Source organism: SAR86 cluster bacterium (assembly GCA_023703675.1).
Taxonomy (GTDB): Bacteria; Pseudomonadota; Gammaproteobacteria; order Magnimaribacterales; family AG-339-G14; genus AG-339-G14.
Window position 1 is genome coordinate 1 of the sequence record CP097974.1, and the last position, 14,167, is coordinate 14,167.

At 33.9% G+C, this 14,167-nt stretch carries 13 protein-coding genes; 7 read left to right on the top strand and 6 right to left on the bottom strand.

What is annotated here, in order from left to right; translation table 11 throughout:
• Positions 1-99 precede the first annotated feature (99 nt).
• The 4 genes from dnaA to gyrB are packed head-to-tail and all read left to right on the top strand — an operon-like array spanning position 100 to position 5,970.
• On the top strand, positions 100-1,428 hold the full coding sequence (dnaA, locus tag M9C82_00005; protein ID URQ73552.1) for a chromosomal replication initiator protein DnaA: 1,329 nt from the start codon (positions 100-102) through the stop codon (positions 1,426-1,428).
• The gene (gene dnaN / locus M9C82_00010; protein URQ73553.1) at positions 1,428-2,528 is read left to right on the top strand and encodes a DNA polymerase III subunit beta; all 1,101 of its coding nucleotides are present in this window, start codon (positions 1,428-1,430) and stop codon (positions 2,526-2,528) included. The genes dnaA and dnaN overlap by 1 nt, the downstream gene beginning before the upstream one ends.
• A 4-nt stretch (positions 2,529-2,532) precedes the next feature.
• Positions 2,533-3,555: a DNA replication and repair protein RecF gene (recF, locus tag M9C82_00015; GenBank protein ID URQ73554.1), complete on the top strand. Its 1,023-nt coding sequence runs from the start codon at positions 2,533-2,535 to the stop codon at positions 3,553-3,555.
• A 6-nt stretch (positions 3,556-3,561) separates the two neighbouring features.
• Complete coding sequence (gene gyrB, locus M9C82_00020) at positions 3,562-5,970, top strand: DNA topoisomerase (ATP-hydrolyzing) subunit B (protein URQ73555.1); 2,409 nt, start codon at positions 3,562-3,564, stop codon at positions 5,968-5,970.
• Here the strand turns inward: gyrB and M9C82_00025 are convergent.
• From M9C82_00025 to def, 6 genes are read right to left on the bottom strand one after another with little or no spacing between them, the layout of a single operon-like run.
• A complete protein-coding gene (locus M9C82_00025; GenBank protein ID URQ73556.1) occupies positions 5,967-6,509 on the bottom strand; it encodes an HAD-IIIA family hydrolase in 543 nt (180 codons plus the stop codon). The two genes, gyrB and M9C82_00025, sit on opposite strands and share 4 nt — an antisense overlap.
• Entirely contained in the window at positions 6,509-7,852 is a 1,344-nt protein-coding gene (locus M9C82_00030) for a glycine--tRNA ligase (protein URQ73557.1), read from the bottom strand. The genes M9C82_00025 and M9C82_00030 overlap by 1 nt, the downstream gene beginning before the upstream one ends.
• 43 nt (positions 7,853-7,895) lie before the next feature.
• Positions 7,896-9,344: a potassium transporter gene (locus tag M9C82_00035; GenBank protein ID URQ73558.1), complete on the bottom strand. Its 1,449-nt coding sequence runs from the start codon at positions 9,342-9,344 to the stop codon at positions 7,896-7,898.
• Positions 9,345-9,354: 10 nt separating this feature from the next.
• Complete coding sequence (gene trkA, locus M9C82_00040) at positions 9,355-10,716, bottom strand: Trk system potassium transporter TrkA (protein ID URQ73559.1); 1,362 nt, start codon at positions 10,714-10,716, stop codon at positions 9,355-9,357.
• Positions 10,717-10,762: 46 nt separating this feature from the next.
• On the bottom strand, positions 10,763-11,695 hold the full coding sequence (fmt, locus tag M9C82_00045) for a methionyl-tRNA formyltransferase (protein URQ73560.1): 933 nt from the start codon (positions 11,693-11,695) through the stop codon (positions 10,763-10,765).
• 2 nt (positions 11,696-11,697) lie between these two features.
• Positions 11,698-12,198: a peptide deformylase gene (def, locus tag M9C82_00050; GenBank protein ID URQ73561.1), complete on the bottom strand. Its 501-nt coding sequence runs from the start codon at positions 12,196-12,198 to the stop codon at positions 11,698-11,700.
• Between the two features lie 56 nt (positions 12,199-12,254).
• Here def and purE point away from each other — a divergent pair, with 56 nt between their 5' ends.
• From purE to aroE, 3 genes are read left to right on the top strand one after another with little or no spacing between them, the layout of a single operon-like run.
• Positions 12,255-12,743: a 5-(carboxyamino)imidazole ribonucleotide mutase gene (purE, locus tag M9C82_00055; GenBank protein URQ73562.1), complete on the top strand. Its 489-nt coding sequence runs from the start codon at positions 12,255-12,257 to the stop codon at positions 12,741-12,743.
• A 30-nt stretch (positions 12,744-12,773) separates the two neighbouring features.
• Positions 12,774-13,310: a Sua5/YciO/YrdC/YwlC family protein gene (locus M9C82_00060; GenBank protein URQ73563.1), complete on the top strand. Its 537-nt coding sequence runs from the start codon at positions 12,774-12,776 to the stop codon at positions 13,308-13,310.
• The gene (aroE, locus tag M9C82_00065) at positions 13,307-14,140 is read left to right on the top strand and encodes a shikimate dehydrogenase (protein URQ73564.1); all 834 of its coding nucleotides are present in this window, start codon (positions 13,307-13,309) and stop codon (positions 14,138-14,140) included. Before M9C82_00060 ends, aroE begins: the two co-directional genes overlap by 4 nt.
• Positions 14,141-14,167 lie beyond the last annotated feature (27 nt).

The following is a 14,167-nucleotide window of genomic DNA, read 5'->3' on the forward strand; positions in this document are numbered from 1 at the left end:
TATTTATTATTAACAAGTTATCCACAACATATATAATGGATATCCTGTGGATAAGATTTATTAATAATAATAAGATTCTTTAAGTATTTAGGAGATATATTGCAAATTTGGAAAGATTGTAAAAGTAGCTTTAAGAAAGAGTTAAACGAAGAAGAATTTTCTGCCTGGATAAACCCTTTAGATTTTACTCAATATTCTGACGATAACGGAGTTAAATCATTTTATGTATTGGCCCCCAATGATTTCATAAAAGAACATATAAGAATAAATTTTGATCAAAAATTTAGAGATTTTCTGTCTAAAGCAACAGGAGATAATAATTTTTCTCTAATTTATGACCTTTCAACCAAGCATAAGTTACTGAAATATAAGAAAAAAAATAAAAATATTTCTCTTTTTGCAAATAAAGAAAATTCATTAGTTGAAAATTTTACTTTTGATACTTTCGTAGAGGGAAAATCAAACCATATTGCTCTAGCCGCTGCAAAACAGGTGTCAGACTTACCTCAAGGCGCATATAATCCTCTTTTTATATATGGTGGGGTTGGATTGGGTAAAACACACCTTATGCATGCAGTTGGGAATAAAATAAAAAGTGATGATCCATCAAAAAAAGTAGTTTACGTCCACTCAGAAAGATTTGTCGGTGATATGGTTAAATCGCTCCAATTAGGTGCGATTAATGAATTTAAAAACTTTTACAGATCAGTAGATGCACTTTTAATCGACGATATACAATTTTTCGCAGGTAAAGAACAGTCTCAAGAGGAACTTTTTCATACCTTCAACTCTTTACTTGAAGGAGGCCAGCAAATGATTCTTACTTGTGATAGATATCCAAAAGAGATTAATGGGCTTGAAGAACGTTTAAAATCAAGATTGGGATGGGGATTGCCTGTTGTAATTGAACCCCCTGAACTAGAAACAAGAGTTGCAATTTTGTTAAGTAAAGCCGAAGAAAGAGGTTACGATTTACCCCAAGAAAGTGCTTTTTTTATGGCGCAAAAGATAAGGTCAAATGTTAGAGAATTGGAAGGTTCTTTGGCTAGAGTTGGAGCTCAAGCACAGTTCACAAATAAAGAAATAGATGTAAGTTTGATTAAAGAGTCTTTGGCTGATCTTTTGTCAATTCAGGCTCGACAAGTCAGCATAGATAATATTCAAAAAACTGTTTCAGATTACTACAATATAAAACTCTCGGATCTACTGTCCAATAAAAGAAATAGGTCTCTAGCCAGACCCAGACAACTTTCTATGAGATTGGCGAAAGACTTAACAACTCATAGTTTGCCGGAAATTGGAGAATCTTTTGGTGGAAGAGATCATACAACTGTTCTACATGCTTGCAGAAGAATAAACGAGTTAAGATCAGTAGATTCAAATATAGAAGAAGATTACAAAAAATTAGTGAGGGCTTTAACAGCATAATGAATTTTAAAATTCTTAAATCAAGTTTAGCCGAACCTCTGTCCTTGCTAGCTTCTGTAGCTGAAAGTAGACAGTCTATTCCTATTCTGTCCAATATTTATATAAAAGCTGAAAACGAGGAAATAACATTAATTGCAACTGATTTAGAAATAGAGCTTTCCTTTAATGTTAAATGCAAAGATATAAAGGAGAATGGAGAAACAACAGTTTCTGCTAGAAAGATCTTTGATTTAACTAGATCTTTATCTGAAGACACAGCATTAGAATTTTCTCTCAAAGATAATCAATTAATTGTAACGGCTCTAAAATTTAATGGAGAATTTGCAATATTGCCCATACAAGACTTCCCAGTGGTTGAAATAGAAAAATTTGACTTAGAAACTAAAATAAAAGGAAATATATTGGCTGATTTAATAGATCAAACATCATTTGCAATGGCCTCACAAGATGTTAGGTATTACTTAAATGGCATCTTAATTGAAATAGAAGGTGCAAAAGTAAATTTAGTAGCTACTGATGGCCATAGATTAGCCTGGGCCTCAGAAACTTTAGATGCAGAATTAAACGAAAGTAAGTTAATTTTGCCAAGAAAGTCAGCAATTGAATTACAGAAACTATTAAATTTATTCCCGGGTGAAGTTAATTTATGTTTTTCAACAAATCAAATTTTAGTATCTTCTGACAATTTCAGGTTTGTCAGTAAATTGATAGAAGGAAATTATCCTGATTATCAAAAAGTGTTTCCAAAAGGAGAAGAACAAACTCTAAAGGTGGAAAAGTCTCTTATGCAAACGGCTTTAAGCAGGGCTTCCGTTCTTTCCAACGAAAAATATAGAGGAGTTAAATTTATACTTTCTAAAGATAATTTAAGGATCTGTGCAAACAATCCCAGCAAAGAATCAGCTGAAGAAGAAATTGCTGTAGATTATTCAGGTGATGAATTAGAGATAGGATTTAATATAAGTTACATTCAGGAATCATTGTCAGTAATTCGTAACCCTGAGGTAGAGTTTGTGTTTTTTGGCTCAGAAAATTCTTGTATCATAAAAAACAATAAAAATGATAATTTGGTTCATGTAATCATGCCTATGCGACTATGATTCTATGTGCCTTAAAAAATTACACCTTCTAAATTTCAGATCTTTTAAAGATTTTCTTTTACCCCTCGAAAACTCAGCTTTGATCTATGGAGATAATGGTGCAGGAAAAACATCCATCCTAGAAGGAATACATTTTGCTTTGAAATCAAAATCCTTTAGAACAACTTCAATTAACTCGATGATAAATAAAGATGCAGATTTCTTTAGAATTAGCTCTGATATAAAAGATTGCAAGAGGGCATTAGAGAAAAAAACCGGCAAAGCTTTAACAAAAGAGAATTATGATTCATTCGATAAATATGATTTTCTGCCATTATTAATTAATAATTTTTCCTTGAGATTCCTCGAGCAAAATAAAGACGTAAGAAGAGACTTTATTGATTATTATTTGTTTCACGTGAAACATGAATATTTGGAGAAATTAAAAAGATTTAGAAAAATTTTACATTCTAGAAACAAGGCTTTGAAAATTAAGGATAAAGATCAGATAGGTGTCTGGACCAAGCTTCTTGTTGATGGAAGTTATGAAATCAATAAGGATAGAAAAGAAATTATTTCTATTGTTATAGAAAATTTGAAATCTAATATTCTGGAGAAAATTAATGATGAAAAGTGGAAAAAAATATTAGAATCTTTAGAAATATCTTTTTTTTCAGGTTGGATTGGCGAAGACTTGGAAATGTCTTTGAGAGAAGAATATGAAGAAGATCTAAAAAAAGGGTATACAAAATCTGGTGCTCATAAATTTGACTTAGATGTTGAAGTTTATAATGAAAAAAGTGGTAACATCATGTCAAGAGGAGAACAGAAACTACTGATTTTATTGACTTTTTTTTCTTTTGGTGAATATCTTCTAAACAATGTCTCTAAAAAAATTATTTATTTGATAGATGATCTCCCTTCTGAATTAGATCAAAATAACTTAGATTTAGCATTTAATTTTTTAAGAAATTTTGAAGGCCAAAAGTTAATAACCTCAATAAAAAAATTAGAAAATACGCATGTAGATCAGTTAATTGATTTATAATGTTATATGGCAAAAAAACCCACTAAAGCCAAGCAAAAATCAGCATCTCAAAAAACTTATGATTCCTCAAATATAAAGGTCTTAAAAGGTCTAGAAGCGGTTAAAAAAAGGCCTGGAATGTACATTGGAGATACTGACGATGGCACAGGATTGCATCATATGGTTTTTGAAGTAGTTGATAATTCTATAGATGAAGCACTTGCTGGTTACTGTGACAAAATTGAAGTAACTATTCATGGCGATAATGAAGTATCGATAAAAGATAATGGACGAGGAATTCCAGTAGATCATCATAAAGAAGAAGGAATTTCAGCCGCTGAAGTTATCATGACTAAGCTTCACGCAGGAGGAAAGTTTGACGATAATTCTTACAAAGTCTCAGGTGGATTGCATGGTGTAGGAGTGTCAGTTGTAAATGCGCTGTCGGAAATATTAGAGCTTACGATATGGAGGGAAGGAAAAATATGGAGACAATCTTATAGTCACGGAGATCCAAAAACAAAAATAAAATCTTCAGGAGCTACTAAAGAACAAGGAACTGAAATAAGAGTTAAACCTGCTAAGGCAATTTTTGGAGAAGATATTGCTTTTGATTATGAAATTTTAAAGAAAAAGCTCAGAGAGCTTTCGTATCTGAATTCGGGTATTGAGATTATTTTAACGGATGAGAGAAACTCTAAATCAGAAATTTTTAAATCTACCGGTGGTTTGATTGAGTTTGTCGAATTTAAAAACAAAAATAAATCTCCGCTAAATAAGACTTTCAGATTCATCAAAGAACAATCCGATGGAATTTCTATTGAAGTCGCATTGCAGTGGAATGATTCTTATCAAGAAAACATTCAATGTTTCACAAATAACATTCCTCAAAAAGATGGGGGCAGTCATTTGATCGGATTTAGGACTGCATTGACACGAACTATAAATAATTTTATTGATAAAGAAAGCTTGGCTAAAAACGAAACAGTTCAAACATCTGGCGAGGACGTAAGAGAAGGGTTAACGGCAATAATTTCTGCAAAATTACCCGATCCAAAATTTTCTTCCCAAACTAAAGACAAACTTGTTTCTTCTGAAATTCAACCGGTTGTAGAAAAAGAAACTTACAAACATTTAACCGATTATCTACTTGAAAATCCCACGGATGCAAAATCAATAGCTACAAAAATTATTGATGCAGCTAGAGCAAGAGAAGCTGCGAGAAAAGCAAGAGAAATGACTCGAAGAAAAGGGGTTTTGGATGGTTTGGGTTTACCCGGGAAGCTTTCCGATTGCCAAGAAAAGGATCCATCGGTGAGTGAATTATATTTGGTTGAGGGAGAATCGGCAGGAGGGTCAGCAAAGCAGGGCAGGAACCGTCAGAATCAAGCGATATTACCTTTGAAAGGAAAAATATTAAATGTAGAAAAAGCCAGAATTGATAAAGTTTTGGGCTCTGATGAAATAGTTACTCTGATTACCGCTTTGGGGTGCGGAATCAAGGAAGAATTTAATTTAGAGAAACTTAGGTATCACTCAATAATTGTAATGACAGATGCAGATGTAGATGGTTCTCACATAAGAACACTTTTACTTACTTTCTTTTACAGACAAATGCCAGAGTTAATAGAAGCTGGACATATATTTATTGCTCAGCCACCTTTGTATAAAGTTTCAAAAGGCAAGAAAGACGTTTATCTTAAAGATGATCCAGCTTTAAATGATTATTTATTAGAGAAAATTTCAGAAAGTTATGAATTAAATCTGACAAAAACAGTGAAAATGAAATCACAAGATTTTACGGATCTTTTAAAAGCGTTTAAGAATTTTGATGAACTTACAACAATACCGGATTTGAACATCTCCTATGATTTTTTGATGACTTTACTGAAAGTGAAACCTTTTCCCAAAAGCGGATCACAAAAGGAAGTTAAATCCTGGATTGCTGCTTTTAATAAAATATCTGATTCGAGCAGCCTTAATCTAGATGAAAAAGTAAAAAACTTGGTTTCTTCTAGAAACGAATTCGGCAACTCAGTGGTAGATTTAATTCCATTTGGTTTTTTTAAATCAAAAAAATACAAGTTAATTTTGGATTTTCAAGAGAGATCAAAAAAAATAAAACCAGGAATAAGTTCAATTCAAAAAAATGAAGACGTGAAAATAATCGATGATTTATTTTTTACTTTTAAATCTTTGATGGAAGAAGTTAGAAGGAGCTCAAACATTCAACGTTACAAAGGCTTAGGAGAAATGAATCCAGATCAGTTATGGGAAACTACAATGAATCCGGTCGGAAGGAGATTGGTTCAGGTGAAAATTGATGATGCTGATGAGGCCAGCGATCTCTTTGAGCAATTAATGGGGGATAATGTAGAAACCAGAAGAGAATTTATTGAAGCCAATGTCAATCTCGTAGGTAATATAGATTTTTAGGTTTCGTTAATAATTATTTCGACCGCAGCCGCTAAATTTTTCACAATTAACAAGTTCTCTCTATGACCTCTTTCAGCAATCGAGCGCAGACCATATCCAGTCTCCACCAAAATTGGTTTGCAGCCGTGTCTCATTGCACATTCAACATCGGATAATTTATCGCCAACAAAATAAGAATCTTTAAGACTTATTTTATGTTTGCGTTCGGCATTTTCTAAAAGCCCAGTTTCGGGTTTTCTGCAATTACACATCTCTTCGTCACGATGTGGACAAACTTCAACTGACTTCACTGTCACCCCTACCTCAGTTACTTGAGAGACCCAAAAATCATTTATTTCCTCAATTCCTTCAGCAGAAATTAGACCTAAATTGATACACTTTTGATTGGTAGCAACAATTATCTCAAAGTCATTCTCAGCAAGCTTTACTAATGCGTCAAAACTCCCCTTTTCAAATTTAAAGTCTTTTGTATCTAAAACATAGTCGAATAGGTCGACATTGATAACACCATCTCTGTCCAAAACTACGTATTTAGACATTAAAGAATGGAATCGCAGTACTTTTTCGATAAGTCATCTATTGAGATGGTTTCTTGCTCCATTGTGTCCCTATCTCTAACTGTTACCGTATTCTTTTCAAGGCTATCAAAATCTACGGTAATGCATATTGGGGTTCCAATTTCATCGTGTTTTCTATAGCTTTTTCCGATATTTCCAGTATTTTCTAACAAAACTCTTCCCAATCTATGGTTTTGAAGCTCATCTTTTAATTTTTTAGCCAAAATTACCAATTCTTCATTATTCTTCTTTAAAGGAATAACAGCCGCTTTAATTGGCGCTAGATGTGGTTTTAAGGCCAAAACCACCCTTTTTGAGCCATTTTTAAGCTCTTCCTCAATAAAAGCTTCATTTAAAATAGCTAAAAAGCCCCTATCAACTCCAGCTGAGGGTTCAATAACATAGGGCACACTCCAAGAGTTATCTTCGTCTTGAACAGCTAATTTAGCATTAGAATGCTTATTTTCCTTTGTTTTAGCATCTATTCCTAGTTCATTTTGATTTTTACTGTGTGAGCCTAAGTCAAAGTCAGTTCTGTTGGCTATGCCTTCCAATTCCTCAACCCCGTGAGGAAATTTATACATTAAATCAACCGTGGCTTTGGAATAGTGTGCCAATTCATCTTTATCTACTTCAAGGAGCTCTATGTGTTTTCTATTAACGCCTTGCTTTTCCCACCAATCTAATCTTTCATCTACCCAGTATTTATGCCATTTTTCGTCTTCACCTGCTTTTACGAAAAATTCAAGTTCCATTTGCTCAAATTCTCTAACTCTAAAGATAAAATTTCTAGGTGTGATTTCATTTCGAAAGGCCTTTCCAATTTGAGCAATTCCGAAGGGCGGCTTTCTTGATGTTGCATCAGTTATATTTTTGAAGTTAGTAAAAATCTGCTGAGCCGTTTCTGGTCTTAAATAAGCGAAGTTTTTTCCGTCGTCAACGGGACCAACGTTAGTTTTAAACATTAAATTAAATTGACGGGGCTCAGTTAAATCTTCTTCTTTGCAATAATCTGGAACTTGATCTGCTCTGAATCTTTCACCGCAAGATTTACAATCAACCAAAGGATCAGTAAATGTGTCTTCATGTCCGGAGTAATTAAGTACTTCCTGATGAGTCAAAATTGAAGCATCTAATCCTTCGACATCGTCTCTGTCATAAACAATAGACGCCCACCAAGCTTTCTTAATATTATTTTTTAATTCTACTCCTAATGGGCCATAATCGTAGACTCCTTGAAGGCCACCATAGATCTCGCTCGATTGGAAAATAAAGCCTCTTCTTTTGCAAAGAGCCACAAGCTCATCCATATTTTTCGCAGTCATTAATTTCAGTTCAAAGTTATTTTTTAACTATAGTAAGTGCTTACTAATATCTCCAAAAGAAGGAAGTGAATAAAACCAATAACGTATATATTTCTAACCTTCCTAGTATCATTGTAAACGATAAAATTATTTTACTCGCATCGTTCAAACTAGCATAGTTATTAGTTGCTTCACCCAAGGCAGGACCAAGATTATTCAAGCAAGAAAATATAGTAGAGAAAGCTGTTTCTAAAGACAATCCCGTTGAAAGAATTAAAAGAATCCCAAAAAAGAGAGCAAATAAATACACTGAAACAAACCCCCAAACCGAGTCCGAAATTTCTGAGTCTACAACGTTCTCTCCTATCTTGAGCGGAATAATAGAATTAGGATGAATCAATTTTTTTAATTCATTTTTTGCCTGTCGATAGAGGATGTAAACTCTAATGGCTTTCAAACCTCCACCAGTAGACCCTGCGCATGCTCCCATTCCTGCAAGAGCTATCAATAAGTATGGAATGAATAAAGGCAAGCTTGAGTGGTCTGTCGCCAAGTAACCTGTAGTAGTTATGAAAGAGATTGTCTGGAAAAGAGAAATCATAACTGTATCTAAGTTTTCAGAACTATCAAATGCTTGAAGGGTTATGAATATTAATAAAAAAGCAAAAAAAGCAATGAAAGTAAAAAATTTTAGCTCTTTATCTTGAAAATAAGCTAATAAATTTAGCCTACTATAAGCCAAAAAGTGTAGAGAAAAACTTAATGCCGATAAAAACATAAATATAGAAGCAAAGAAGTAGATGTAGTTATTAGAGAAGTAACCAAAACTTGCGTCGTAATTAGAAAATCCACCAATTGCAATAGTAGAAAAGGAATGTGTTACCGCATCAAAAACACTCATCCCAGAGAATCTATAGCTAATAAAACATAAAATTGTCAAAATTAGGTAAATAAACCATAAAGATTTAGCTGTTTCAGCCATTTTTGGCCTTAATTTGTTGTTATTTACTGGATTTGAGGCCTCGCCTTTATAAAGTTGCATTCCACCTATCCCTAGAATAGGAAATAACGCTAATGCTAAAACAACTATCCCTAAACCTCCTACCCATTGTAATAATGCTCTATAAAATAAAACGGATTTAAGTTGATCATCTAAATTTACAAAAATAGTTGCCCCAGTTGTTGTTAAACCTGAGACGGACTCAAAGTAAGCATTCACTATTGATAAACCACTTTCTTGTAAAATAAAGGGTATGCCCGCGAAAATTGAGAAAACAAACCATAAAAGCACTATTAGCAAAAAGCCATCACGAATTTTTAGATCTTCGTAATCTTTAGAATAATTTACTCCAAAAAGAAACAACCCTGTAAAAAAAGTTATCAATGCTGATTGGAAAAAACTATATAAATTGTTCTCAGCATAAATGAGGGATATTAAAGTAGGAATGATCTGGATGAAGGAAAAAAGTATTAAACCTGTTCCTAAAATCTTTGAAATTAGTCTTAATTTCATTTAATTCGCTTTATTTAGTTAATCTTCTTTCAACTTCTTCGAATTTGCTAGAATCTGACAGAAATACTATTAAATGGTCGTTTTCTTGGACTTTAAGATCGTGATGAGCAATTTTAATATTTTTACTGTCAAAAACAGCAGCGATTGTTGTGCCCTCAGGAGTTTTGATATCTCCAATCTCTTTTCCGACAATATTTTCTGGATTATCAGAAGTTTTAGCAACTATTTCGATGGCTTCAGCCTGTCCTCTCTTAAGTGAATGAGCTGTTACTAACTCTTTCTTTGATAAATTTTTTAAAACCACTCCAATTGCTATGTCTGTAGGAGCAATTGTTATGTCAACTTCTTCGTTTTCTTTGATTAAGTCTAAGTAATTTTGTTTATTTACGAGTGATACTATTTTTTTAGCGCCTAATTTTTTTGCTAATAAAGATGACATAACATTTGCTTCGTCGTTATTTGTCAAAGCACAAAAAAGATCCATGTTTTCTATGTTTTCTTCTTCAAGCAATTCCGAATCAGAAGAGTCGCCATGTAATATTAAAGAGTTTCCTAACTTCTCGTTTAAGTAAATACATCTGTCTTTATCGGCTTCAATGATTTTAACTCTGTATTTTGATTCCAAAGAATTTGCAAGTCTTCGTCCAATTCTTCCGCCTCCTGCGATCATAATATTTTTGTATCCTTTGTCACTTTGGTAAATAGTGGAAATAATTTTTTTTATATTTGACTTTGCAGAAATGAAATAAACTTCATCTCCTTTGTCAATTGTATCTTCGCCTCTAGGTATCAATAGATTTTCATCTCTGTTTATCGCAGCGACGCGAACATCAACATTAGGGATCAATTCTTTTAGTTCTGAGATTTTGTGACCAGTAATCAATCCTCCTTTTGCTTTCACACTAACCATGGAAGCTTGCCCATTACCAAAATCTAATACTTTGTTAGCTCCGGGGACTTCAATTAATCTTTTAATAAAATCGGTAATCAAATTCTCAGGACTGATTACAACATCTATCGTGTAATCGCCTGCCTCAAAAATCTCACTTCCTTTCCCACCTAAGTATTGAGTTGCTCTAATTCTTGCCATCGTTTTCGTCTTCTTACTGATGTGTTTAATCATCTGACAAGCAACCATATTCACTTCGTCATACTGTGTCATTGCAATTGCAAGATCAGCAGTTTCTATTTCTGCCTGCTCTAAAGTTTTTGGATAACACGCATTTCCACAAATAGTTTTCAGATCATGATGATCTGATATTTTTTGAAGTTTCTCTTGTTTTAAATCTATGAGTGTAACGTCATGATCGGAAGCAAGAATTGCTGAGAGTTCCGAGCCAACTTGACCGGCTCCTAAAATTACTATGTTCAATATTTCTACCTTGTAAAATTATACTCCCAGTAATTTTAATAAGTAACTAGGTAAAAACTTTTTCGTTCAAAAAAATTTTCTTTGAACCGTTGTAAAAAGTTTCAAAGGCCTGTCTCTTTTTCCCGGGTCTTGAAAGTTCAATTATCTTAACGCAAAGATCTTTAGCGCCTATAAGAAGTTCTTCATTAGAAATATGAATAATTTCACCTGGAGCTAAAGAGGATCTCTGATCTAACTTAGCCAAATAAAAATTTATTCTTTCATTTTTAAGGAAACTAAATGCAGCTGGTGAAGGACTAAGGCCATTTATAAGATTTACAATTTTTATCGCAGATTCATCCCAATTTATTTTTGCTTCCTCTTTCATTATCTTGGGCGCATAAGTTGCATTACTTGAATTTTGTGGAGTTAGTTTAAAATTATTTTTATCAATTAAATCAATAATTTGTAAAATTTTAGAAGAACTAACTTCAGACATTTTTGTAGTTAACGTCTCAGAAGTTTCATTTTCTTTTATCTCTATTTTTTCTTGCGAATAAACAGGACCATTGTCCAATCCTTTTTCCATTTTCATAAAAGAAATACCTGTTTCCGTATCCCCGTTCATAATTGCTCTTTGAATTGGCGCGGCCCCTCTTAGCTTTGGAAGCAAGGAAGTGTGAACGTTCAATGCTCCCTTCTCAAAAATTTCTAAAATTTCTTCCGGGATAATATGTCCGTATGCGAACACTACTAAAAGATCTGCATTTATGTTTTTAAGATACGTCACTAACTCCTTTTCTTTTAAATTTTTGGGCTGCTTCAACATTATTTCATTTTCTTCAGCATAAATTTTAACTGGGCTTTTCGAGATTACTTTTCCTCGGCCAGAGGGTTTGTCTTCGTTGGTAAGCACTAAACTAATTTCATGATTTGAACCATGAATTGTTTTCAAAGTTTCCAATCCAATTTTTGGTGTACCAGCGAAAATAATTTTCATTTTTATTTTTTTTGTTTTAAAAGTTTTGATCGAATGCGTTGTCTTTTCACAGATGAAATGTAGTCGACCATTAACTTTCCATCCAGGTGATCTGTTTCATGCTGGACAACAACACCAAGGAGCCCTTCAGGAATTATTTTTTTTTCTTTGCCGTCGAGATCTTGAAATCTTATTTCTACTTTTAACGGACGCACAACCTCTTCATAGAATCCTGGAATTGATAAACAGCCTTCGTCGTAACCACCCTTTTCGTCTTGATTTAAAATCTTTACTTTTGGGTTCACAAAAATATGAGGCTCGTTCTGCTCATCCGAAACATCTGCGACGATAATTCTTTGGTGCACGCCAATTTGTGTTGCTGCCAAACCAATGCCCTTAAATTCATACATTGTTTCTAACAGATCATCGGCTAAAGTAGATAAAGCAGAATCAAACTTTATAACTTCCTTGGCAATCTTTCTTAGCTCTGGATTTGGGAAAGTTAAAATACTTCTTATCGTCATTTCAGTTTTAATTTAGAATAAATATTATAAGTAATATTTTTTAGGTAGGGTTTATTTTGAAAGTATCAATAGTAATCGGTTCAAAAACCGACATGGAGTTAGCAGAGGCAGCAGGAGAAGTCTTAAAACAATTGGATGTGGATTACAGCATTAATGTTTTAAGCGCACACCGAATGCCTGAATATTTGCAAGAACATATCAAAGCAACTATTGCAGATGGAACAAAAGTTTTTATCGGCATTGCCGGGATGGCCGCACACTTGGCAGGAAACATTGCTGCGCATACTTCTTTACCAGTGATTGGCGTTCCTGGCGATGGCGGACCTTTAAATGGTTTTGATGCATTGCTTTCAACGGTTCAAATGCCCAAAGGCGTTCCTGTTGCGACAGTAGCAATTGGAAAGGCAGGTGCTATAAATGCCGGACATTTAGCCGCCCAAATTCTTTCTGTAGCCGATGAAGGGCTTCAAAATTCAATAAGTGAAGCAAGAATAGCTAATAAAGAGCAACTTAAGAAGGAGAACGACGAACTTCAAGGAAGTTAAGCTTAAATTAGCTAAATTTTAGAGAAGTTAATGAGATCTTTAAAGAGCGTTTTTTCCAACGATGAAGTGTTTGCCCATCCTACCGAAGGCATTTGGGGTTTAGGCTGCAATCCATTTTCATCAAAAGCTGTTGAAAATCTTTTCAAATTAAAGAAAAGGCCATTAAATAAAGCAGTTATTGTCCTAGCAGGAAATAAAAATCACTTACAACCCTTTATAGAAAATTTAACTCAATCAGAAAAAAAAGATTTGTACGAAAAATGGCCAGGTCCACATACTTGGTTAATCCCTGCTCTAGATTCAATACCAAAATGGTTAAAGGGAGATACCGGTTTGGTTGCTTTAAGGTTATCTTCACATCCTGATGTTATAAAAATTACTAATGAATTAAATAGTCCAATTTGCTCAACTTCTGCTAATTTAAGTGGTGAGGAGACAGCTAAAAATAAAGCTGAAATAAAAAAGATTTTTGGTCCAGATCTTTACATTGCCGATGGTAAGCTAGGCAAACTAAATAAGCCAACTTCAGTCCAAGAGTTAATTACTGGTAAATGGATTAGAAAATGAAGTTAGGTGTAATAGGATCTCCGATAGAGCACAGTAAGTCACCAGAAATCCATACAAACTTTGCCAATCAATTTGATTTAGATTTAGTTTTTGATAAATTTTTGGTGGATAAAGATGAGTGTTTAGAATGGGTCAAAAGTTTTTTTGAAAGTGGAGGGCTAGGTCTTAGCGTCACACTTCCTTTAAAAGAAATGGTTTTAGAAATAGCTGACGATATTTCTTTGAGAGCTAAACAAGCAGCAGCTGCAAATATGCTTTTCTTAAAAGACGGTAAAATTTTTGCAGATTGCACAGATGGACTTGGATTGGTAACCGACTTAAAAACCAAAGAAATAGATATTGCGGAGAAAAAAATTTTGATTCTAGGCGCTGGAGGCGCGGCAAAAGGTATCGTTCCCTCATTATTAAACGAAAATCCTAAGCAGGTAATTGTAGCGAATAGAACGCCAGAAAAAGCCATTCAGTTAGTGGCTCAAATTCAAGAATTGGGCGGATCTCAGATGAAAAGTTCTATTCTTATGCCTTCGAGTTTAACTCTGGATAATTTAGAAAATACTTCTTTTGACCTAGTCATAAATGCAACTTCTGCTTCAACTTCACCAGACCAGAATTTAGAAGTAGATTCATCCATTTTTAAGGGTGCAGCTGCAGCCCTTGATTTATACTACTCTCAGATCGATACCCCCTTCATGCAAATGGCAAAAGAGCAATCTGTAGCAAAGGTTTACGATGGATGGGGCATGCTAGTGGAACAAGCAGCTGAGTCTTTTTCACAGTGGACAGGCTTTAAACCAGACACTAAAGGCTTACTTGAGTCACGTGGAGCCTAAGGCTCGAATAAGCTAAAATACAGGCAA

Coding starts and splice junctions, on each gene's coding strand:
- dnaN (URQ73553.1), top strand. CDS start 1,428: ATGAATTTTAAAATTCTTAAATCAAGTTTAGCCGAACCTCTGTCCTTG.
- recF (URQ73554.1), top strand. CDS start 2,533: ATGTGCCTTAAAAAATTACACCTTCTAAATTTCAGATCTTTTAAAGAT.
- gyrB (URQ73555.1), top strand. CDS start 3,562: ATGGCAAAAAAACCCACTAAAGCCAAGCAAAAATCAGCATCTCAAAAA.
- M9C82_00025 (URQ73556.1), bottom strand. CDS start 6,509: ATGTCTAAATACGTAGTTTTGGACAGAGATGGTGTTATCAATGTCGAC.
- M9C82_00030 (URQ73557.1), bottom strand. CDS start 7,852: ATGACTGCGAAAAATATGGATGAGCTTGTGGCTCTTTGCAAAAGAAGA.
- M9C82_00035 (URQ73558.1), bottom strand. CDS start 9,344: ATGAAATTAAGACTAATTTCAAAGATTTTAGGAACAGGTTTAATACTT.
- fmt (URQ73560.1), bottom strand. CDS start 11,695: ATGAAAATTATTTTCGCTGGTACACCAAAAATTGGATTGGAAACTTTG.
- def (URQ73561.1), bottom strand. CDS start 12,198: ATGACGATAAGAAGTATTTTAACTTTCCCAAATCCAGAGCTAAGAAAG.
- M9C82_00060 (URQ73563.1), top strand. CDS start 12,774: ATGAGATCTTTAAAGAGCGTTTTTTCCAACGATGAAGTGTTTGCCCAT.
- aroE (URQ73564.1), top strand. CDS start 13,307: ATGAAGTTAGGTGTAATAGGATCTCCGATAGAGCACAGTAAGTCACCA.